This is a genomic window from Dermabacter sp. HSID17554 (assembly GCF_003989295.1).
Classification (GTDB): domain Bacteria; phylum Actinomycetota; class Actinomycetes; order Actinomycetales; family Dermabacteraceae; genus Dermabacter; species Dermabacter vaginalis.
Genome location: NZ_RBLW01000003.1, coordinates 199,386 through 220,927 on the forward strand (window position 1 = coordinate 199,386; position 21,542 = coordinate 220,927).

Sequence of the window (21,542 nt, forward strand, 5' to 3'; positions counted from 1 at the left end):
AGAGGGTGAGACGAAATTCCTATGCACTGGCCGCCCTTGCCACGGCCGGGATTCCCGGTGTGATTCCCGTGGCCACTTCCTCAACCACGCCCGAGGGCGAGGAAATCGAGTCTGCGCTCGTGCGCGACACGCAGGACCGCCTGTGGGTCGTGAGCGCCCCCTCGACGCCCACGGCGGGTGCGCGTCTCGCGAAGGAGATCGGCGTTCTCGAGGCGCTTTCTCGCACCGAGCTCGCCCCGTATTTGCAGGCTCCGCAGGGTTTCGCGTCGATTCCCGAGGGGGGACGCGCAGCCATCGCACTCGCGCTCGAGGGCACTTCACTGCACCTCGATGAAGTCAGCCACGATCATGTGCTCGCGGCGAACCTTGGCCGCGCGGTTGCCACAATCCACAACGCGCCGAAGGCTGCGTGCCAGGCGTCGGGCGTCGAGGAATTCACGGCGGAAGAGGTGCGTGCGAACTACCGCGCAAGCGTCGCACGTGCACTCGCGGAGCACCCGATTCCGTCGGCCGTTGCGCAGCGCTGGAACCACTTGCTCGCGGAGGATTCGCTGTGGCAGTTCACTCCTCGTTTCACCCACGGCTCGATCAATGAGGATACGGCCCTCGCCGTTGGCACTGAGGTTTCGGGCTTCACGGGATGGGAAAATGCACAGGTCGCCGACCCTGCTCGCGACCTCACGTGGATGCTCCACGGCCTGGACGCCCCCGCCTTCGAGGCATTCTTCACGGCCTATTGCGCGAACCTCGATGTGCGCCCTGACGCCCGCCTCGAGGAGCGCACCCAGCTCGTCGGCGAGTTCGCCGTGCTCGAGTGGCTGCTTTCGGGCAACGACACGAACGATCAGGCGATCGTGGCTGACGCTCTCGAAATGCTGCGCGACGTCGATGATGATCTCGCAGAACTCGCCCGGCGCGAAGCCGAGCAAGAGTTCGATGAGCTCGCCTCGCACGACCCCGAGGTCACGCCGGAGCGCTGATCTCCTACCCGAGCTGGGCGAGGAGCTCGACCAGCTCTTCCTCACGTGGATGCTGCGTGATCTCCACCGTGCGCTCAGCCGCAACGTAGTGGAACTTCGTCTCGATGTTCTCGAGTGGCACACCCGTTTTCTGGTGCCACGCGAGGCGGTACACGGTGAGCTGAAGCGCCTTGCGTGCGAGCTCCTCGCCCGAGGGCACACGCCCCGTTTTCCAGTCGACAATCCACACGCCCTCGCCTTGCGGATTCGGGTAGACCGCATCGATTACTCCCGAGAGGAACGCTCTTTCGAGCGCGAGTGAGACGGGGATTTCGAGCGCAAGGGGCGTCATGTTCGCAAATATCGAACGATCGAATTTTGTCTTGAGCTCCTGCAAGCTTTCACGCGTGCCGTCGTCCTCCTGATCGAGCAAGAGGTCGTCCACATCGAGAAGGGCGCCGTGGGTGTGTGTCTCCTCAACCCAGGCGTGAAAACGCGTGCCGAGACGCGCGCTCGTGGAGGGCTTACGGGGCATGGGCCGCACGAGTTCACGCACGCGCTCTGGCGCATTCGCACCCGAGAGCGCTACGAGATCCGAAGGGCTCAAACGCGACGGGAGGTACACGCTGCGCGCTTCGTGCTCGGCTCGGAGATTCGCGATCACGTGCCGCGTGGCCTCGGTGAAAAGGGCGAGGTCAGGCTCCTCGCTGATATCAGCGAGGGCATTTACTCCGCTCGCGCGGGCGGTTCCGACGGCTGCCTTCGCCTCCTTGACGTCTTTTTCCCGCGTGTGCGGGGCGGTAGGCCACTGGGCGAAGCGAGGGGCAGATTCAAGCGGGTTCTCGGTACCGATCTCGCCTTCGCACTGCACGAGCTCTACGCCGTCGAGCGCGCTGATCTCGTGCACGAAACGCGAGGCCTGGCGCGGCTTTGACGCCCCCTCACTCCATGCTGAGTGGGTGAGAAGGGCACTCTTTTTGGCGCGTGTGAGGGCAACGTACATAAGCCGACGCTCCTCGCGGAGGCTCTCGGCACCGTTGTCGAGGCGAAATTCCTCGAACATCCCCTCAAGCTCCACCTGCGTTGCTGCCTCAGCCCAGCGAAGCTCGGAGAGGATTTCCCCGTCGCCACGAAGCTCAACGGGGATGGTCGCAAGCGAAAGCTCGTTGACCCATCCCGGCTCACGCGGTGCGGGGTACTCCCCCGGGGTCTCGGGTTTCGCGGCGCTCTGGCGCGTGTAGGAAGGGAAGCTGCCTTCGGTAAGCGAGGCGATCGCGACGTGGTCCCATTCGAGACCTTTCGCGGCGTGGACGGTCGAGATGACGACGGCGTTCGGGTCGCTCGCCTGCGTGGATGCAGCCTCGAGCCCCCGCTCCTCGGTCTCGGACACGTCGAGGTGCGCAAGGAAAGCCTCGAGGCTCGGTGCGCTTGCAGTGCGTGCGTAGGTCTCCGCGTGCGCGCGCAGGCGCTCGATGTTCGCGAGCGCGTGTTGCTGATCGCGACTCGGATCCGATTCAAGCGCGATGTCAACGCCGAGGGCGCGCACCGCTACCGTCACGAGATCCGGAATATCGAGCCCCTGGGCGCCGCGAACCTCCCTTATGATCTGCGCGAGGCCGGCGAGTCGCGCCCGTGCGGAGGCGCTCAAGCGCTGTCCCGCGGGGCTCACAAAATCGTGGGGCGGCGGCGAGGTCACGGCATCAACGAGGGTGAAGGCGGCGCCGGGGTCCGAGAGCGCCGCTCGCGGCCCCGCACTCCGCTCGAGAGCGCGGCGCCACGCACCAAGCGCGGCGATATCGGCAGGGGCGAGCCGGAATCTCGGCCCTTCGAGAAGTTCCACGAGTGCATCGGAGCGCGAAGCGTCACTGATGACCTCGAGCAAAGAGCGAACGTCGCTCACCTCGCGCTGTGCGAGGAGGGAATCGCCGCCGGCAACGCTCACGCTCAGCCCCGCGGATTCGAGGGCTGACTGTAGAGCGGGAATTCGTGAGCGCGAACGCACGAGCACAGCGGCACTCGGGGGTGCCTCGTCGAGGGCTTCGGTTTCATCCTCGTGCGCGGTGCGGATAGTCGAGATCCACTCGGCGATCGCGGTAGCCTCATCAAATTCGGTCGCGTGCGCGGCAACGGTGATCGCACCGGGGCCCGCATCTGGGCGCGGGGCAAGCGTCGGAACGGTGATGCCAGCCGTGCTGCCCGCGAGAGGCCTGCTGATGGCATTCGCCCCCGTGAGCAGGGCCGCATCATTGCGCCATGACGTGCTGAGCGTGTACTGCCGCACGGGACACTCCGCACTTCCCCACCGCTCGACAAACGAGGAGAGGGACGCTGCTGAGGCACCGCGCCAGCCATAGATCGCCTGGTTTGGGTCACCCACGGCGCACGTCGCGTGCCCCGAGCCGAAGAGGGAAGCAAGAAGCTGGAGCTGCGCGACCGACGTATCTTGGAACTCGTCGAGAAGCACGACCCGGTGCTGCGCGCGCGCATCCTCGCGCACTTCGCTGCTCGCTTCGGCAATCGCAGCGGCAAGACTCACCTGGTCGGAAAAATCAATCGCCCCCCGCTCGCGCTTCTCACGCGCGAATGCCTCGAGGAGTGGCACGAGAGACCGGCGCTGCTCGAGGATGCGCCACAGGCGCTTCACGCTCGCGGGAGCGGTGCGCTTTTTCCCACCCTCACCCTGGAGCGGGAGATTCATGGTCTCGACCTCGATCTCGCGAAGGTACTCGTCAAGTTCTCGCGGGGTACGCAAGTGATCGCTCAGCGCCCCCGAAAGCGAGAGCACTGCGCTCGCGACCGTGCCGCTCGAGTGGTCGAAGGGAAGCTCGCCCTGCCACGATTCAACGAGGTCGTAGGCGATCTGCCACGCGGCCGCGGGCGGAATCACGGTGAAGTCCGGATCGATGCCGATGCGAAGCGCATGCTCGTGAACGAGATCGAGAGCAAAACCGTTGTAGGTCGCGACGCGCGGCGATTGTCCGCCGAGCTGCACGGTACTCGCGGCAAGTGTTGCTGGCGGCTCGATACCTGCCGAGACCATCGCCGAGGTGAGGCTCGCGAGCCTTCGGTCAATACGCTCGGCGAGTTCATGGGCAGCCTTTTTCGTGAAGGTCAGCCCGAGCACATGTCGGGGTTCCACAAGACCGTTCGCGATGAGCCACACGACCCTCGCCGACATCGTTTCAGTTTTCCCGCTTCCCGCGCCCGCGACGACGAGGGCTGGGGCGAGAGGCGATTCGATGACCGCCACCTGTTCAGGCGTGGGCTCGTGCTGGCCAAGAAGATGCGCGACCTCGCGCGCGTGAAAACGCACCGTGGTCACATTTCCTCCTGGTAGAGCGGACATGAGCGCTTGACGGGGCACACCGTGCAGTGGGGGTTGCGCACCAGACTCACGCCGGCGGAGCGCAAGCGTGCGTCAATGTCTCGCACAAGCTTCTCAAACCACTCGGGGTCATCGCCTTCGCCGAGCGACGGCTGGTACCGTACAGCACTCGATTTTGCGTCTGTGCCAACGTACACGAGGCTCGCTCCCTCGAGCTTTTCCCCACTTCCGTCGTGCGCGAGCGCGTACTGGTAGGCGGCAAGCTGCGGGTCGCGTTCCGCATCCGCTTTTGACTTCGCGGTTTTCCCCGTCTTGTAATCCACCACGCGAAGGCCGCTCGTCTCCCGCTCGATCCGGTCGATCGAGCCGCGGATCTCGACCCCGTCGCCGAGCGCGACCGAAAACCGCTTTTCGACCGCGGCGACGTTTTGGTGCGCGCTCTGATACGCGCCAAGTTTTTCGAGCATGCGGATGAGGCGCGCGCGCTCGGCTCGCGTACGCCAGTTCTGCTTCTCCATGTCTTCCGCGACCTCACTCTTGGCAAACTCGGCGACGAGTTCTGCCGCACCTGCCTTTGGATGGGCCTCGGCGAGCGCGTGAACGAGTGTGCCAATTTCTTGCGCTGCTCCACCTGGGTTACGCGCGCCCGCGCTCTCGAGGAGGAACGCGCGCGGGCACTGCGAGGCCGTCGCAAGGCTCGACGGGGAGAGGGTGAGCGTACTGCCCGAAGGGAACGGAGCATCGGTACGCGTGAGGGCCTGGTGGTACCAGGTTTCGGGGTTCGCACTTTCGACACCTTCACGCTCGAGCGCAGCAAGGAGCGAAGCGAGGTGGGTTCTGCCGGGACTTTCGCGTGGCTCGACCGCGAGCGCACGTGCGAGTGCAGCAACGAGCTGGCGGGTTTCGGGGAACGGCCCCGGGTTCGCGCTCGCAAGGGCCGACGCCACCCAGCCAAACGGCATCCCCGTGCTTCGCGCGTCGTTGCACAGCACCCGGAAGAGAGCGGAGGGCGCCGTGTCCTCACTCTCCACCGCGGTCACAAGAATGCGGTTTCGCGCGCGGGAAAGCGCCGCAATAGCGAGGCGGATCTCGTCGTTAAGGTTTGCACTTCGCCGAAGTGCACGCAGCTCGGCGCGGTTGAGCGCGATGCCAGGGTTATCGAGGTGGAGCGCAAGATCGGCGGCTCCAAGAATTCCCGAGCGAAGGCGAAGATTCGGCCAAGCTCCCTCGTTGAGGCCCGCAAGGATGACGGTATCGAAGCTCTCTCCCGCGACGGCTGCAGGCGTGAGCACGCGAACAATGCCGCTCACCCTTCCGCGGGCGCTGAGTGAATCTTCCGGGACGGCCTGGGCTTCAATATGGGCCATGAAGACGGCGATGTCGTCGCCTCCGCGGCGTTCCTCGTAGCGGTCGGCGGCCGTGAAGAGCGCTCCGAGAGAATCGAGACGTGAGTTGGCGAGTTTTGCGCGCGATCGAGCCTGCACGGTTGAGGCCAGGGCGATCGCGTCGTTCTGCCACCGAGTAGCGAGGTGCGAGGACTCCCACGCGGCCCACAGGAGCGGGAGGATTCCGTTCTCTCGAGCGGCCACGATGGCCTCGCGCATGCGCCGCAGTCGCCGAAGGGGCGCCGTGACCGCACGGAGATAGCGCTCCCTGCCATGTGCCGTGCCCTCGCTCTCTTTCGTCGCATCCGGCAACGGCGTGTCCGTGTTCTCCACGATCGCAAGGATCGCCGCATCCCCGAGGGTGTGCGTGCCGTGTGCGAGGGCCCAACGACGCAGCTCACGCAGCATGCCGTCGTCCATTCCGCCCCAGGGCCCACGCAAGATCTCCACGAGTCGCTCGGCGCGTAGCTGCTGCATCCCGAGAGCCCACGCGAGGATCGTGAAGAGATCACGGATGACGGGCTCGTCTCGCAGCGGATTCGCGCGAAGAGGGGCCTCAGCGTCGATTCCCACGCGTGTGAGGCGCTCTGCAAGGGCGCGTGCAGCCGAGGCGGAACGGCAGACGACGGCGATATCGTCGCGAGAGACGTCGTGCACGGCCCCGAGAAGACGGATAGCTGTGGCGATGTCGCGCGCCTCGCCCTCGTCATTCGCGGCGAGCGCGAATGCGAAGGCCTCGGAGGTGCTTTCCTCATGCGCTGCGCTCCGCAGCGCGCTCGGGGCCCCCGCGAGCGGTAGTCGCGACGCGAGTAAAGCTGTGACCCGGGCGAGCGCGGGGTGTTGATCGAGTCCCCCGTCAAGCACGAGCGATGCGCATTCGCGGTGTGCGAGCGCCGGTGAATTCGCCATGCGCGAGGCCGCATCCGGCATGCCTCCGCGGAACCCCTCGACAGTCGTATCAGGGCTCGACGTCACGAGCACGCGGGCGGCACTCGAGGCGAGCGCCGTGACGATTCGCACGCCACTCGCGGTGAAATCCTGCGCGTCATCCACGGCAAGCAGAGCCACCTCGTCCGCCGCCTCGATCACCGCGCACGCGCGATCCACGAGCACCCCGGAATCGAGGCGAAGACCGGCATCGATCGCCATAGTGCTCTCCAGCGCGAGCGAGTCGAGATAGGACTCGAAAACGCTTGCTGCCGCCTGCCATTCCTCGCGCCTGAATTCCACGCCGAGCGCGGCGAGCTGCGCAGGTGTCATGCCCCGCTCGGTGCAACGGCTCACGAGGTCGCGAAGTTCCGCGCGAAAACCCGCGAGAGAGAGGGCCGCCGGGTCGATCGATTCTGGCCACGTCGTAGGAATCTCCGCGAGGAGCTCTTCGAGAAGCGCGTCCTGATCCGCACCGGTCACAAGGCTCGGCTGTGCGCGCCCGTTCCGCGCCGCTTCCTCACTCACGAGGGCGAACGCGTAGGCGAGCGGCGTCATGATGGTGGGAAGTTCACGCCGCCGCTCAGCGCCCCTGCCATGGGCTGCCATGGCGCGACGCGAAAGCTCGTCGCGAAGAAGCGCGGCGCGCTCCCTCGTGGGAGCGAGAAGCACGACGGACCGGGCCTGAGTTCCCTCACGCATCGCTTCCCATGCAGCGTGGGCGCACAGGGAGGATTTTCCGCTTCTCGGTGGACCGTAGGCGAACGTCGGAATCCCTCGCTCCACGCACTCGAGCACGTGCGCTGCCGCCACGCCCGGAGTGTCCCTCGTAAAATTCGCGAGTTTTGACGGGGCAGTCATCGACGCAAGGCGCAGGCCCGCGGGCTTTTCCTGCATTCTTCTCCCCTTACCTGACCGAGCTTCCACCAGCCTAGATGTAGGTATTTCATCCCATCATGGGGGTGAGACAACTAAACTACCCAGATAAGACTCCATCGCGTTGATCACCAACGCCTACCCGAACCACCAGGAGACACCATGCGCCGCCGCCTTCCTCGCGCAGAACGCCGCGCCCAGCTTCTCGACGTCGCCACGTCGTGTTTCGGTGAGCGCGGGTACCATCCCACGTCGATGGACGACATCGCCGAGGCCGCTGGTGTCACAAAGCCCGTGCTTTACCAGCACTTCGATTCTAAAGAGGATCTCTACATCGCCGTGATCGAGCACATCGGTGAAGTTCTTCGCGCTCGTATCGACGACTTCGCTTTCGAGGGGGCTTCGACCAAAGACCGCGTGCGCGAGGGCATCGAGGTGTTCTTCGGTGTGTTCGACACGCGCTCAAGCATGCTCAAGCTCTTTTTCGGGAGCGAATACGTGACAGAACGCGTACAGGAGGAGGTCACGCGCGCGACCTCGCGCGCCGCCGAATCAGTCGGTTCGCTCCTTGCCCGTGCTCGCGAGCTCTCCCCCGAGCAGGCAGTCGTCGTGGGGCGCACATTCGTGACGTCGGTGCAAGCGATCGCGCGCGAAGCGGACGGCGCCTCGGATGAGCGCCGCGAACTGATGCTGTCGTCACTCGCGAAGCTGCTCACGGGCGGCATCCGCGCATTCGAGCCGCGCAACGACGAACTCACCAAGAATCCCGAGTAACCGCTCTCAGCGAACGCTGCACTCTTTTTCGCCCACGGTCGATACACTGGGATCAGTGTGCGCTGCGCGGCCAGCCCGCCGAGCGCCGCTGACCTTTTGCCGCGCCCCCGATCCTCGCCACGATTTCACCGAGGTTCGTGCGGTGAGTGCGGCTCGCAAACCGTGCGCCCCAGTGCGCACATGAGAAAAGGACACCCCATGGAAATTCGCATTGGCGTCACGCATTCGTCGCGGGAACTGTCGCTCGAAACCGACATGAGCGCAGAGGATCTCTCCGCACTCGTGGAAAAGGCCATCGCCGAGAGCTCGCTCCTCACGGTCAAAGACACCAAAGGTCGCACGGTTCTCGTGCCCGGGGCGCGCATCAACTACGTCGAATACTCGACCGAAGAGCCGCGCCGCGTCGGTTTCCTGGGCTAACGGAAAGTAGTACCGGAACGTGACTGACAACCAGACTTTCGCCGACTTCGGCGTGCGCGTGGACATCGTCTCCTCGCTCGCGGAAAAAGGCATTACCACCCCCTTCCCGATCCAGGCCATGACCCTCCCGATCGCCCTGAAGGGGCGGGACATCATCGGCCAGGCCAAGACCGGCACGGGTAAGACTCTCGGCTTCGGCATCCCCGCGCTCGAAACGGTGGACCGCGATATTCCCGAGAGCGACTCGGCATTCGGTAAGCCGCAGGCCCTCATCGTTGTGCCCACACGCGAACTCGCGGTTCAGGTGAGCACCGACATTCAGGCCGCGGGTAAGCGAGGCGGCGCTCGTGTGCTCACGGTCTACGGCGGCCGCTCGTACGAGCCGCAGATCGAAGCCCTCAATAAGGGCGTCGACATCGTCGTGGGCACCCCGGGGCGCCTGATTGACCTCATGCGCCAGAAGTACCTCGACCTTTCGCACGTGAAGGTCGCGGTTCTCGACGAGGCCGATGAGATGCTCGACCTCGGCTTTCTCGAGGACGTCGAAAAGATCCTCAAGGCCGCACCCGCAAAACGCCAGACCATGCTCTTCTCGGCCACGATGCCCGCGCAAATCATGGCGCTCGCGCGTCGCTTCATGTCGCACCCCACCCATATTCGTGCCCATGATCCAGGCGATACGGCCCGCACGAAGGCCGACATCACGCAGGTCGTCTACCGCGCCCATCAACTCGACAAGATCGAGGTCCTCGCGCGCATTCTCCAAGCGGAAGGCCGCGGGCTCACCATCGTCTTCACGCGCACCAAGCGCGAGGCCGATCGCACGGCCCACGACCTCGAGTCGCGTGGATTCGCCGCCGCTCCCCTGCACGGCGACCTCGGCCAAGGCGCACGCGAGCAAGCACTGCGCGCGTTCCGCACGGGCAAGATTGACGTGCTCATCGCGACCGACGTCGCGGCGCGAGGTATCGACGTCGACGACGTCACCCACGTCATCAACTACACGGCGCCGGAAGACGACAAGACGTTCCTTCACCGCACAGGCCGCACGGGCCGCGCCGGCAAGCGCGGTACGGCGGTCACGTTCGTCGACTGGGAAGACCTCGCACGCTGGGCGCTCATCGCCCGCCAGCTCGGCCTCGAATCAACCGAGGCGCGCGAAACCTACTCGACCTCGCCACACCTGTTCAGCGACCTCAACATCCCCGAGGGCGCGAAGGGCACGCTCCCGAAGAACAAGCGCACGCGCGCGGGGCTCGATGCAGAGAAGATCGAGGATCTCGGCGGGCCCGATTCACGTAATCGACGCAGCGAGCACCGTCACCGCGGTGGGAACCGTCGCGGTGGTCGCGGAAGCGGTCGCGCAGAGCGAAACTCCACCGAGCACGCCGCGAAGACCGAGGGCGAAAAGGCGCCTCGCAAGCGCCGCCGCCGCTCGCGCACCCGCCGTGTCAACGGCAAAGTTGTTGAGCGCAAGAACGACTAGCGCACATGGCCCCTACGCGACTAACCGCAGTTCGCGATCTCGGTGCGGTGACTCGCGAGCCACGCTGTGAACTCACTCGGGTTAAGCGCGGCCTTCTCACGAGCTTCGGGGAGGGCCGCGCTTACCGCCTCGGTGTGAGGCACAACCGACGTCGGTGCCGAACCGCTCTTGTGAAGATCGATCTCGCCGCCTGTCGCAAGGCTCAGGAATGCGAGGTAGGCCGCGAGGTTGGTTTCGCTCGCCGTGGCAAAACCGCCGCACGGGGAAATGAATTGGCTCATGCCGAGCGCCCCCGCAGTTTGCACGAGGTTCGGCCTGTTCGAGGGGAGGGCCTCGCGGTCGCTTGGATCAACGAGGAGCGTCGCCGTGGAGACGTCGGACTCGACGAACCGGTGCGTGCCCACAACACTCGGGATCATGTCACTCGGCAAGAGATCAACCCCGGGCGCAAGCTGAGCCTGAAGCCTCGAAAGCGAGGTCTCGAATGGGCGCGGCGTACACACTTTGGGGTTCTCCCCCGCACAACTCGCCTCAAAAGCCGACTTGACGGGCTGCACGCGACCGTCGTTCGAGATCCCCCCAGCTAGCGCGAGAGCCGCCACGAGCACGCCCCCGCTCGCCCACGTGAGCGACCGCTCGCCGATCGCCGGCACGATGATGCCCACGCCGAGCCACAAAAGCGCTCGCAGCGCCGCGCTCGTGAGCGTCGGCTCATAGAAGAACCAGGGCGTATCCACGTAGCCGCCGAGGGCCGGAAGCGCGGCCGAGGCACCAAACAGGAGCGTCCACCAGGCAACGAGATACGCGAGCACGCCCGCGGCCAAGATCGCGAAAGCGCTGTTGATGCGCAGTGTGAGCACGGCTCCGCCAAGCGTCAGGCTCGACACAAAAGCCCACGTGCCGATGCTCCACAGCACCCACAGGAGCACATTGATCGCACTCATATCACCAACGCCCCACCACACGAGGCTCAAGGCCAGCACCACGAGTGCCGGAACAAAGGTAAAAAGTGCGCCCCACAGTATGGAAGCGATCACGAACGCCGGGGAGATTCGCCGGGATACGCGCCCAGCCCCGCGCTGAAGCCAATTTTGCTTTTCTCTCGCTTCTTCGACGGCGCGCTCGGCAAGGCTTCGCCAGGCAAACACGAGTGCCCCCGCCACGCTCGCGATGAGACACGCAATGTTTTGGGTGGCCACAAACACGCTTGGCCCCCACCCAATCCACACGCTCGACGTTGCCGTAAGAGCGAGGGCAATGAGCGCAAAGGTTCCAACGGTCATGGGAATAGATGCCGACGGTTTGCCGATGATCACCCGGACCATTTCACGGAGGTCATCCGTGTGCCTCGCGCGTCGAGAGCTCACCATTACCCATCACAACCTTGCAGAGGTCGACTCGAGAAGCCGCTCAAGGTTCTCTTCGCTCGTGGTGTTCTCGCCAAGGCGATTGGGTTTTCCGCTTCCGTGATAATCGCTCCCGCCCGTGACGATGAGGTCCTTCTCGCGCGCGATCGTCAAGAGCGCCTCACGCGCGGGCTCGCTGTGTTCGCGGTGGAAAACCTCGAGACCGTCAAGACCGGATTCAACGAGTTCTAGGCAAGCGTCGGAACTGAGTCCCTTGCCCCGCTTGCCGGTCATGAGGTGTGCCCCCACCGCAAGCGCACCGCAATCGTGGATCCCCGCAATCGCGTCAGCGGCATCGAGGGCCCGGTAGGGCACGTAGTAGGGCGAGTGGGGTGCGAGCATGCACTGGAAGGCCTCTGAGCGGTCCGTGACGACGCCGGCGCGGGTGAGAGCGTCGGCAATGTGGGGGCGCCCGACGCTTGCGACGCTCACACCACGCCCACTCGCAATCTCGAGCACCGCCTCCCATGAGATGGGGAAATCCTCACTGAGCCGCTCGACAATGCGCTGGGCGCGCTTTTCACGCGAGTCGCGCACCTCCTCGAGCGCCAGCGCAAAATGAGAGCCGGGGGCAGGGGTATTGCCGAGCGCGAGGAGGTGAATGCTGCGCCCGCGGTGCTTCGCGGAGACCTCCATTCCGGGGAGGAACCCGAGTCCCGCTCTCGTCGCGGCTTCGCGTGCTTCACCGATACCGCGATCCGTGTCGTGGTCGGTGAGGGCAATGACCTCAAGGCCCGCGGCCCGTGCCTGCTCAACGAGGGCGGTCGGTGTTTCCGTCCCATCGGACACTGCTGAGTGGGTATGAAGGTCAATTGCGTGCATCGTTCTTCCTCTCACACCTCGTAGTTGGTGGCCAGGGTGGCTCTTGAGGCTCCCCCGTGAGAATATCGAAGGGTGAGTGAGATCAAGAATTCAAAGTCCAACGCCACCGATACCACCGACGATCTGAAGTCGAGGGGCGATACCCGCAGTCAGCGCCCCACGAGCCAGGCCTTCCTCGACTTCCTCACCCAAGGATGGGATGAGACCCTGCCCCCGTCGGGCCGTCGCGCTGTCGCCGATTACACACCCGCGAGGCGGGACTCCCTCGTGGAGACGATGCCCGCAACCCGCATGGTGCTGCCCGCTGGCGGTCTCAAGGTCCGCAGTAACGATTGCGACTACCAGTTCCGCCCCCACACGGCGTTCGCCTACTACTCGGGCCTTCGCACCGATGAGGAGCCCGATTCGGTGTTCGTGGTGGAGCCCGATGCCGACAACCCCGGCAAGAGCCGCGCGACCTACTTTTTCAAGCCGCGCTCCGGCCCCGAAACGCACGAGTTCTTCGCCGATTCTCGCTACGGCGAGATGTGGGTGGGACGCCGTCCCACGCTCGAAGAAGTCGAGGAGCAGATCGGAGTGCCGTGCCGCCACATCGATGACCTCCGCGACGCACTCGCGAAGGATCTCGGCGACAATCTCGATCTCGCTGTGATCGAGGGCGTCGATGAACGCATCGATTCGCTCGTGGCAGAGTTGCGCGAGCAAAACGGTCTCGAAGGCGGGGAAAAAGCCCACGCCATCAATAACTTCCTCCAGCAGAGCGCCTCCGAATCTCGCGTCGTGAAGGATGCGTGGGAGGTTGAGCAGATGCGTACCGCGGTCGCGACGACGATCAAGGGCTTCCACGAGGTCGTGAGGAACTTCCCCGAAGCAATCGCCCACGAGCGTGGCGAACGCGTTGTGGAGACCGTCTTCAACCGCACGGCACGCGCCGACGGCAACGGGGTTGGTTACGACACGATTGCCGCCTCGGGCCCGAACGCGTGCACGCTGCACTGGGTGCGTAATAACGGCGCGGTGAGGGAGGGCGACCTGATCCTCATCGACGCTGGCTGCGAGGTGGATTCGCTCTACACTGCCGATGTCACGCGTACCCTCCCCGTGACGGGCACATTTACCGAGCCGCAGAAGAAGGTCTACCAGGCCGTTCTCGACGCCGCTGACGCCGTGTTTGCCGTCGCGAAGCCCGGCATGAAGTTCCGCGACCTGCACGCGACCGCGATGGAGGTCATTGCGGATCGTCTCGATAAGTGGGGCCTTCTGCCCGTGAGCGCCGAGGAGTCCCTCAAGCCCGAGGGTCAGTACCACCGCCGCTGGATGGTGCACGGCACGAGCCACCACCTCGGCATGGATGTCCACGACTGCGCGCAGGCACGCCGAGAAATGTATCTTGACGCCACTCTCGAAGAGGGCATGATTTTCACGATCGAGCCGGGCCTGTACTTCAAGGAAAACGACCTACTCGTTCCCGAAGAACTGCGCGGCATCGGCGTGCGGATCGAAGACGACGTTCTCGTCACGAAGGACGGCGTTGAGAACCTTTCGCGCGAACTCCCCCGCGAAATTGACGCGATCGAGGCCTGGATGGCGGAGCTGCTCAAGTGAGCACCCACGAGCGTTTTTTCGCCGCGCGCCTTGCGGGCACGGGTCTCTTCGACCCGCTCGGCGACCGCATCGGCAAAGTCCGAGACGTCGTCCTCATCCCGCAGGAGACCCATACCGCGCGCGCGGTTGGTCTCGTGGTCGAGGTTCCGGGCAAGAAACGCATCTTTTTGCCCATCACAAAGGTCACCTCGATCTCGACCGGCCAGGTGATTTCCGACGGCTCCCTCAACATGCGTCGGTTCGAGATGCGCAAGAGTGAGATTCTCGCGATCGGTGATCTTCTCGACCGCGAAGTGAGTCTCGTCGATGGCACGGGCAACGCTTTCGTCGAGGACGTGGCACTCGAGCAGGATCAAATCTCCAAGGAATGGGAGATTTCAAAGCTTCACGTGCGCCGTGCAAAGGCGAAGAACGCGTTCTCGAAGCTCGTGGGCCGGAATGAAACCCTCACGGTGGGCGTCGACGATGTGAGCGGTTTGTTCGGTACACAAGCCGAGCAGTCCGCTCAAATCCTGCTCGCCTCCTATTCGGATCTCAAGCCCGCTGACCTCGCAGACCTCATCCAAGAGATGGAGCCGAAGCGTCGCGCCGACATTGTGCGCGACCTCTCGAACGAGCGTCTCGGCTGGGTTCTCGAGGAGCTGCCTGAAGATACGCGCGTCGAGCTCATGCAGGGCCTCGAGTCGGAGCGCGCCGCGGACATTCTTGATGCGATGGACCCGGATGACGCCGCGGACCTCCTCCAGGAACTCCCCGAGCCGCTCGGCCAGGACTTGCTCACGCGCATGGAACCCGAGGAAGCGGAAGACGTTCGCCGTCTCCTCGCGTACGACGAATACACCGCCGGTGGCCTTATGACGACCGAGCCGCTCATCGTGGCTCCCGAGACCCCGGTCGCGCACTGTCTCGCCCTCATTTCGCGCGAGGAGATCTCCCCCGCACTCGCGTCGATGGTGTACGTGTGCCGCCAGCCGCTCGAAACGCCCACGGGGAAGCTCCTTGGCGGCGTGCACTTCCAGCACCTCCTCCGGGAGCGACCTGAAAGGCCCGTGGGGGAGATTATCGACCAGGACCAGGTGACGATGGCCCCCACGAGCCATCTCCATGACGTCACGCGCGAGATGGCGACGTACAATCTTGTGTCACTTCCCGTGGTGGATAAGGACTCCCGGCTTTTAGGGTCCGTCACCGTCGATGATGTTCTCGACCACGTTCTCCCCGAGGACTGGCGCGAGAGCGATGAACCTGTCGCGACGACATCGACGGGGCAGATTGATCTCACGGGAATCGCGAAGGCCATTTCGGATCAGGAGGGGTGAGCACTATGGCACGAAGCAAAAAGAAGCGCCCCCAGCTCGACGATCCGGCACGGAAGAAACGTGGCCTGTGGCGCATGTTCTCGAGGCGACGCCCGAAAGACGACAACAACGACGGTTTCGGTCGCATGGCCGAGGCGATCGCGCGCTTCATGGGTACGCCCGCGTTCCTCGTGGGGATGACGATCTTTTGTGGCGTGTGGCTCGGATGGAACACCTTCCTTCCCGAATCGATCCAGTTCGATCCTCGAGCGCTCAACTTCACGCTTCTCACGCTGATCCTCTCGCTCCAGGCGTCGTACGCCGCTCCCCTCCTGCTCCTTTCGGATAACCGCCAAGCCGATCGCGACCGCGTGCAGGCTGAGCAGGATCGCCAATCAAACGAAAAGGCGCACGCCACCACGGAGTTCATCACGCGTGAAATCGCGAGCCTCCGCATTGCCATGGCGGATGTCGCGACCCGCGATTATGTGCGCGGCGAGCTTCGCGATCTGCTCGAGGAGATCCAGGCAGGCGACGACGATTTGGTGCCGGCCGCCGAGACCGATGACGGCGCCGATCCCCTCGAGCCCTCACGCGACCATGCGCACTTGCGTTCGCTCCTTCGCGAAGACATCCGCACCGTGCTCCGCGAAGAGCTCGAGCAGATGCGCGCAGAAGAAGCAAAGTGAGTCACGGTGAGTCCTGACCTCTCCTCGCAGGTCCGCTCTGCGCTCACGCGCGTGATCGACCCTGATCTTGGCCGTCCCATCACCGATGTGGGCATGGTCGAGTCGGTTGAGGTCACGGCGGAAGGCGTTGCCCTGATCCACCTCGTCATGACCGTCGAGGGGTGCCCCATGCGCTCGCGCATTGAAAAAGATGCCGCCGAGGCCGCTTCTCGTGTCGCTGGGCTCACGGAGGTGCGTGTCACGTCAGGCACGATGAGCGAGGAGCAGCGCCGCGCGCTCGTCGACGAGCTGCGAGCTCAGCGCCGCGAGGTGCCCTTCAATAAGCCGGGCTCTCTCACGCGGGTCATAGCGGTCAGCTCGGGCAAGGGAGGCGTCGGAAAGTCCACCGTGACCGCGAACCTCGCCCTCGCCCTCACTCGACTCGGGTACAGCGTGGGCGTGCTCGATGCCGATATTCACGGATTTTCGATGCCTGGAATGTTCGGCGTGAGCACCCAACCAACGCGCGTGAACGACCTGCTCATGCCGCCGATCGCGCACGGGGTCAAGGTCATGTCTATCGGCGTTTTCGTGCCCGAGCACCAAGCAGTCGTGTGGCGCGGCCCGAAGATGCACCGCGCGATCGAACAGTTCGCAACGGACGTGTTCTGGGGCGATCTCGATTTTCTTCTCCTCGATCTCCCACCAGGCACGGGCGACGTCGCAATCTCCGTTGCGCAGGTGTTGCCCACGGCAGAACTTCTTGTCGTGACAACTCCGGATTCGGCGGCGAGCGGCGTTGCCTCACGAATCGGCTCGCTCGCACGCTCGACCGAGCAGAGAATCATCGGGGTCGTCGAGAACATGAGCTGGCTGAGCGTCGACGGCGGCGAGCGCCTTGAGATCTTCGGGACCGGCGGCGGCGAGCGCGTTGCGTCCCAACTGAGCGAAGATCAGGGCACGGAAGTTCCGCTTCTCGGTCAGGTTCCACTTTCGCCCCGCGTACGCGAGGGGTCCGACGCCGGTGAGCCTCTTACCGCTTCCGATTCCTCGAGCGAGGCCTCCAAGGCCTTCATGCGCATCGCCGACCACCTCGCGAAGCCGCGCGGTCTCGCGGGTCGCAAGCTTCCGCTGTCGCTCGCCTAACGCGCACCTGCGAAGGTACGGCGCCCCACCGGTCTATGTGGCTTCGGGGTCGAACGGGGTGCCGTCGGGCACCTTCTCCTCCGCTTTGCTCGCGCTCGCCTTGCTGCCCGAGCCGCCCTTGGCCGCTGCACCGACGCCCGCAACCGCAGCCGACGTGGCGCTCGTGGAGCTTTTTACAGCATCGCGAAAATCGTTGACGTCGTCTTCAAGGCCGGTCGAATCCCACGCCTCACGAATGATCTTGCGCGGATCGTATTGGCGAGGATCGTATTTCTTGAGGTCATCGACGGCGATGCCCATCTCGTCTTCGATCGACGCTCGCGATTCATCCGCCCATTTACGCAGGTCACGAACCCAGTGAATCACCTTCCGGGTGTACTCCGGGAGGCGCTGCGGGCCCACGAGGATCACGAAGAGCAGGGCGATGATGAGGAGTTCCCATCCTCCGAAGGTGAGGAAGAACTCTTGACCCATCGCTGTGCCTGCCTTGTCTCGTTCCGCTCGTAAAAATGGTGCTCCGCCATTATTGCACGCACGGGTGGGAAACTCGCGCGTCGTGGCCTAAGCTTGAGTGCCACGAAATTCACGAGGAAAGAGGGAGCGGGAATGGCAACGGGCAAGTTGGCGAGTTGGACGCTCAGCGAGGAATTCCTCGACGAGGAGCGGCTCTTCGCCGTGCCCGGTGTGTGCGAAAGAGCGCGCGAGCGAGGGAGCGCAATTGGGCTCCCACCGGTTCTTGCGGGGTCGGCTGCGCACGCCCGCAGCGTCGTGGCCCTGCTCGGGGCCCGCGCAATCGTGCAAGTGGGAGCGGGGGCGGGAGCGCTCAGCCTCTATCTCGCGAGCGCGATGGGTTCCGACGCTACCCTCACCGCGATCGACTCCGAGCCGGAAAACGTGAGGCTTGTGCGCGAGGCTTGCACGGAAGCGAAGATTCCTGAGGCGCGCGTGCGCACCATCAATGCACAGCCTCTAGAGGTTTTCACACGGCTTACACGCGGCGCTTACGACATGATCGTGGTGAATGCGAGCGAACCGAAGCTCGATGCGCTCGTCGAGGGGGCACTCAACATTTTGCGTTCCGGCGGAGCGCTCGTCGTGATGAATGTGATGCATCACGATCGGCTTGGTAACCCCACCGCGAACGACCCGCAGACCATCCGGATACGTGAGGTCGTAGCCGGTCTCAACGAGCGCGAAGATCTCGTGGTGTCGATGTCACCGGCAGGTGACGGGGTGCTGACGGCAGTCAAGGCGAGGCTGTGAGGGCATAACCCCCACAGCCTCTAGGCAATTCAGAAAAGGAAGTTAGGCGGGAACAACCTTATTGAGCGCGTCGCGCAGCTCGCGCGCTTCATCCGCCGAAATCTCTACGACGAGACGACCGCCGCCCTCAAGCGGAACTCGCATGATGAGGCTCCGGCTCTCTTCAGCCACTTCGAGGGGGCCGTCGCCCGTACGAGGCTTCATCGCTGCCATGATCGTTCGCCCTTTCTCTGGCAATGGATCTATCGCTTCTATTCTCCCACTATCATTCGCACAATCCTGGGAGAGGGCGAAACACGCGCGATGAGCAGCTACTCCATCTCGCGCTTGAGAACGTCAACGACCTCGTCTGCGGTATCGACGATATTGATGAGATCGGTATCGCCAGGAGAGATATATCCATAGCCCGCCTGGACAGTTTGCTCAAGCCAGGCCACGAGCCCGCTCCAGTACTCACGGCCTACGAGGATGAGGGGGAATTTCTTGATCTTGTGGGTCTGGATGAGGCAAAGCGCCTCGAAAAGTTCATCGAAGGTGCCAAAACCACCGGGGAACGCCACGAATGCTTGTGAATACTTGACGAAACACGTTTTGCGCGTGAAGAAATACCGGAAGTTCACGCCGAGCTCCACGTACTCGTTCATTCCCTGCTCGAATGGAAGCTCGATGCCGAGCCCCACGCTCGTCGTGCCCGCCTCGACCGCACCGTGGTTGCCAGCTTCCATGATGCCCGGGCCGCCGCCCGTAATGACCGCGAGGCCCATCTCACCGATGCGCCTTGCCACCTCGCGTGCAAGCTCGTAGTGCGGATGCTCAGGTTTGGTGCGCGCACTGCCGAAGAGGGCGACAGCCGGTCCAAGTTCCGCAAGGGCGCCGAAGCCCTCCACGAACTCCGACTGGATGCGCATCACTCGCCATGGATCCGTGTGAACCCAATCGCCTTTCTCCGCGTTTTGGAGGAGACGCTGATCGGTGGTTTCGGTGGGACGCTGCTTACCGCGGAGAAACACGGGGCCTTTTCGGTAGTCGCTCAAAGAGCCGTGATGAAGCTTTTTCATGATTTCCACGTTAGCGGAGGAACCGCTCAAGAGACTCATAACACTGGGTGAGAGCAGCCGTCGGAAGATATTCTCCATCCGTGTGCGCGAGAAGCGGATCTCCCGGACCGAAATTCACGGCCGGGGTGCCGAGCGCGCTGAAACGCGCCACATCGGTCCAGCCCTGCTTCGCTTCCACGCTCACGCCGTCACCGAGAGCGGCAAGAAAATCCCGTGCCGCAGGCCGCGTGAGGCCTGGGAGTGCGCCACCCGAGGAGTCCGTGACCTCAAACTCGAGGTCAAGGCCCGCGAAAACGTGTTTCACGTGCGCGAGCGCTTCGTCTTCGGTCACGTTCGGCGCGAAACGGTAGTTCACAAGGATCTCGGCGCGGTCGGGAATCACGTTCGTGGCGATTCCCCCGTCGATCGCCACCGCGTTGAGGCATTCGCGGTAGACGAGCCCGTCGATCTCCACGTCCTTCGGCTCATACTCCGCAAGGCGCGTGAGTGCCCCGGCGAGACCGTGAATCGCGTTCTTCCCGATCCAGGCGCGCCCGGAGTGTGCCGCAACGCCGCGAGCCGTGAGACGCACGCGTATCGTGCCCTTGCACCCGGCCTCCACTCCCCCGTTCGAAGGCTCACCCAGAATCGCAAAATCTGCCTCGAGAAGCTCCGGCCTCTCGCGCGCAAGGCGCGTGAGCGAGTTGAGGCTCGCTTCCACCTCCTCGTGGTCGTAGAAGATCCACGTGAGGTCGTGGCGCGGCGTCTCGAGGGCGCACGCGAGCGCGAGGAACACCGCAACGCCGCCCTTCATATCGCACGCACCGCGGCCAATCAGCCGCTCCTGCCCGTCCACGACCTGCACGCACGACGGAAGATTGCCCGCGACGGGAACGGTATCGAGGTGCCCGGCGAGAATCACCCGTTCCGCGCGGTCGAGATGCGTGCGCGCGATCACCGTATCGCCATCACGAATGACCTCGAGATGACCGGCGGCGCGAAGGGTCGTCTCCACCTTGTCCGCGAGCGCAGTTTCATTTCCCGAGACCGACTCCGTATCGACGATCGCGCGCGCGAGTTCGGTGAGGCCCGCCTCGAGGGGTAGGGGTGTTGAGTTCGTCATGCGCACAAGCCTAGAGGTTTTCGGCGCGCTCTAACGAAATCCGAAGAGGCGCGCTATAGCCTGTGAGCCATGACTGAGAACAAGAGCGCATGGGGAATCGGTCTCGCGACCATCGCGAGCAACGGCACGACCCTCGACACGTGGTACCCGGCCCCCGAACTCGGCAATGCTCCCGAGAACCTCGCCCAGAGTCCCCTTTCCGAAGCACTTAAAAAAGCCGCGCGCGATGATGCCGCACGCGGTACACGCCAGGAGGTTGTCACGCGCGTGATCTCCCTTGAGGAACCGCCGCATGATGCCTCGGATGCGTACTTGCGCCTCCATCTCCTTTCCCACCGCCTCGTCAAACCCAATGAGCAGAACCTCGAGGGGCTTTTCGGCACTCTTGCGAACGTCGTGTGGACCTCGGAGGGACCGTGCGCCGTGGAAGGCTTCGAGGACACCCGCCTTCGCCTCATAAGCGAGGGCCGCCGCCCCACGGTCTACTCGATCGATAAGTTCCCCCGCATGGTCGATTACGTTGTGCCCGAGGGCGTTCGCATTGGCGACGCTGATCGTTTGCGCCTCGGGGCACATCTTGCAAGCGGCACAACCGTGATGCACGAAGGCTTCGTGAACTTCAACGCGGGCACCCTTGGCACCTCGATGATCGAGGGTCGCATCTCGCAGGGCGTCGTCGTGGGCGATGGTTCCGACATCGGTGGTGGCGCCTCGACCATGGGTACCCTTTCGGGTGGCGGGACGGAGCGCGTGAGCGTCGGAGAGCGCTCGCTCGTGGGAGCGGAGGCCGGCGTCGGTATCGCCCTTGGCGACGACTGCATCGTCGAGGCCGGGCTGTATGTCACCGCGGGCACGAAGGTCACCCTCATCGACGGCGAGAGTCGTTCCGTCGTCAAGGCTCGCGACCTCTCCGGGGTGCCGAGTCTCCTGTTCCGCCGTAACTCGCAATCGGGCGCCGTCGAGGCCGTCTCGCGCTCGAACAAGCGCGTTGAGCTGAACTCCGACCTTCACGCGAACTAACC

General features: G+C 64.3%; 18 protein-coding genes. 10 read left to right on the forward strand and 8 right to left on the reverse strand.

What is annotated here, in order from left to right; translation table 11 throughout:
• Window positions 1-5 precede the first annotated feature (5 nt).
• Window positions 6-980: a phosphotransferase gene (locus D8M36_RS06540; protein WP_065247524.1), complete on the forward strand. Its 975-nt coding sequence runs from the start codon at window positions 6-8 to the stop codon at window positions 978-980.
• 4 nt (window positions 981-984) lie between these two features.
• On the opposite strand, the gene D8M36_RS06545 is transcribed toward D8M36_RS06540, so the two are convergent.
• The gene (locus D8M36_RS06545) at window positions 985-4,281 is read right to left on the reverse strand and encodes an ATP-dependent DNA helicase (protein WP_238638406.1); all 3,297 of its coding nucleotides are present in this window, start codon (window positions 4,279-4,281) and stop codon (window positions 985-987) included.
• Complete coding sequence (locus D8M36_RS06550) at window positions 4,278-7,493, reverse strand: PD-(D/E)XK nuclease family protein (RefSeq protein ID WP_126847697.1); 3,216 nt, start codon at window positions 7,491-7,493, stop codon at window positions 4,278-4,280. The genes D8M36_RS06545 and D8M36_RS06550 overlap by 4 nt, the downstream gene beginning before the upstream one ends.
• Before the next feature lie 141 nt (window positions 7,494-7,634).
• Here D8M36_RS06550 and D8M36_RS06555 point away from each other — a divergent pair, with 141 nt between their 5' ends.
• The 3 genes from D8M36_RS06555 to D8M36_RS06565 all read left to right on the forward strand — a co-directional run bounded on the left by D8M36_RS06555 (window position 7,635) and on the right by D8M36_RS06565 (window position 10,152).
• Entirely contained in the window at window positions 7,635-8,246 is a 612-nt protein-coding gene (locus D8M36_RS06555; RefSeq protein ID WP_074297330.1) for a TetR/AcrR family transcriptional regulator, read from the forward strand.
• A 198-nt stretch (window positions 8,247-8,444) separates the two neighbouring features.
• Complete coding sequence (locus D8M36_RS06560) at window positions 8,445-8,666, forward strand: DUF3107 domain-containing protein (RefSeq protein WP_065247520.1); 222 nt, start codon at window positions 8,445-8,447, stop codon at window positions 8,664-8,666.
• Window positions 8,667-8,685: 19 nt separating this feature from the next.
• Window positions 8,686-10,152, forward strand: coding sequence for a DEAD/DEAH box helicase (locus tag D8M36_RS06565; RefSeq protein WP_126847699.1), 1,467 nt, complete (start codon window positions 8,686-8,688; stop codon window positions 10,150-10,152).
• A gap of 20 nt (window positions 10,153-10,172) precedes the next feature.
• Here D8M36_RS06565 and D8M36_RS06570 read toward each other — a convergent pair whose 3' ends face one another.
• The gene (locus tag D8M36_RS06570; RefSeq protein WP_126847701.1) at window positions 10,173-11,522 is read right to left on the reverse strand and encodes a hypothetical protein; all 1,350 of its coding nucleotides are present in this window, start codon (window positions 11,520-11,522) and stop codon (window positions 10,173-10,175) included.
• A 6-nt stretch (window positions 11,523-11,528) separates the two neighbouring features.
• Window positions 11,529-12,380 carry a PHP domain-containing protein gene (locus D8M36_RS06575; RefSeq protein WP_126847703.1) on the reverse strand — a complete coding sequence of 284 codons (852 nt, stop codon included), beginning with the start codon at window positions 12,378-12,380 and terminating at the stop codon, window positions 11,529-11,531.
• A gap of 72 nt (window positions 12,381-12,452) precedes the next feature.
• Here D8M36_RS06575 and D8M36_RS06580 point away from each other — a divergent pair, with 72 nt between their 5' ends.
• Genes D8M36_RS06580 through D8M36_RS06595 form a run of 4 tightly spaced genes read left to right on the forward strand, consistent with a single transcriptional unit; the run spans window position 12,453 to window position 17,097 of the window.
• Complete coding sequence (locus tag D8M36_RS06580) at window positions 12,453-13,985, forward strand: aminopeptidase P family protein (protein WP_126847705.1); 1,533 nt, start codon at window positions 12,453-12,455, stop codon at window positions 13,983-13,985.
• A complete protein-coding gene (locus D8M36_RS06585; RefSeq protein ID WP_126847707.1) occupies window positions 13,982-15,304 on the forward strand; it encodes a magnesium transporter MgtE N-terminal domain-containing protein in 1,323 nt (440 codons plus the stop codon). Before D8M36_RS06580 ends, D8M36_RS06585 begins: the two co-directional genes overlap by 4 nt.
• Before the next feature lie 5 nt (window positions 15,305-15,309).
• Window positions 15,310-15,972, forward strand: coding sequence for a DUF1003 domain-containing protein (locus tag D8M36_RS06590; protein ID WP_065247514.1), 663 nt, complete (start codon window positions 15,310-15,312; stop codon window positions 15,970-15,972).
• Window positions 15,973-15,978: 6 nt separating this feature from the next.
• Window positions 15,979-17,097, forward strand: a complete 1,119-nt coding sequence (locus tag D8M36_RS06595; protein ID WP_126847709.1) for an Mrp/NBP35 family ATP-binding protein — start codon at window positions 15,979-15,981, stop codon at window positions 17,095-17,097.
• A 33-nt stretch (window positions 17,098-17,130) separates the two neighbouring features.
• On the opposite strand, the gene D8M36_RS06600 is transcribed toward D8M36_RS06595, so the two are convergent.
• Window positions 17,131-17,571 carry a twin-arginine translocase TatA/TatE family subunit gene (locus D8M36_RS06600; RefSeq protein ID WP_126847711.1) on the reverse strand — a complete coding sequence of 147 codons (441 nt, stop codon included), beginning with the start codon at window positions 17,569-17,571 and terminating at the stop codon, window positions 17,131-17,133.
• Window positions 17,572-17,703: 132 nt separating this feature from the next.
• Here D8M36_RS06600 and D8M36_RS06605 point away from each other — a divergent pair, with 132 nt between their 5' ends.
• On the forward strand, window positions 17,704-18,360 hold the full coding sequence (locus D8M36_RS06605; protein WP_065247511.1) for an O-methyltransferase: 657 nt from the start codon (window positions 17,704-17,706) through the stop codon (window positions 18,358-18,360).
• Between the two features lie 42 nt (window positions 18,361-18,402).
• Here the strand turns inward: D8M36_RS06605 and D8M36_RS06610 are convergent, their stop codons facing one another.
• The 3 genes from D8M36_RS06610 to dapE form a co-directional block, all read right to left on the reverse strand.
• Window positions 18,403-18,573 (reverse strand): DUF3117 domain-containing protein, encoded by a 171-nt coding sequence (locus D8M36_RS06610; protein WP_065247510.1) that lies wholly within the window; start codon window positions 18,571-18,573, stop codon window positions 18,403-18,405.
• Window positions 18,574-18,671: 98 nt separating this feature from the next.
• Complete coding sequence (locus D8M36_RS06615) at window positions 18,672-19,418, reverse strand: LOG family protein (protein WP_074297467.1); 747 nt, start codon at window positions 19,416-19,418, stop codon at window positions 18,672-18,674.
• A gap of 10 nt (window positions 19,419-19,428) precedes the next feature.
• The gene (gene dapE / locus D8M36_RS06620) at window positions 19,429-20,520 is read right to left on the reverse strand and encodes a succinyl-diaminopimelate desuccinylase (RefSeq protein WP_065247509.1); all 1,092 of its coding nucleotides are present in this window, start codon (window positions 20,518-20,520) and stop codon (window positions 19,429-19,431) included.
• A 69-nt stretch (window positions 20,521-20,589) separates the two neighbouring features.
• Here dapE and dapD point away from each other — a divergent pair, with 69 nt between their 5' ends.
• Complete coding sequence (dapD, locus tag D8M36_RS06625) at window positions 20,590-21,540, forward strand: 2,3,4,5-tetrahydropyridine-2,6-dicarboxylate N-succinyltransferase (protein ID WP_065247508.1); 951 nt, start codon at window positions 20,590-20,592, stop codon at window positions 21,538-21,540.
• The last annotated feature ends 2 nt before the right edge of the window (window positions 21,541-21,542 follow it).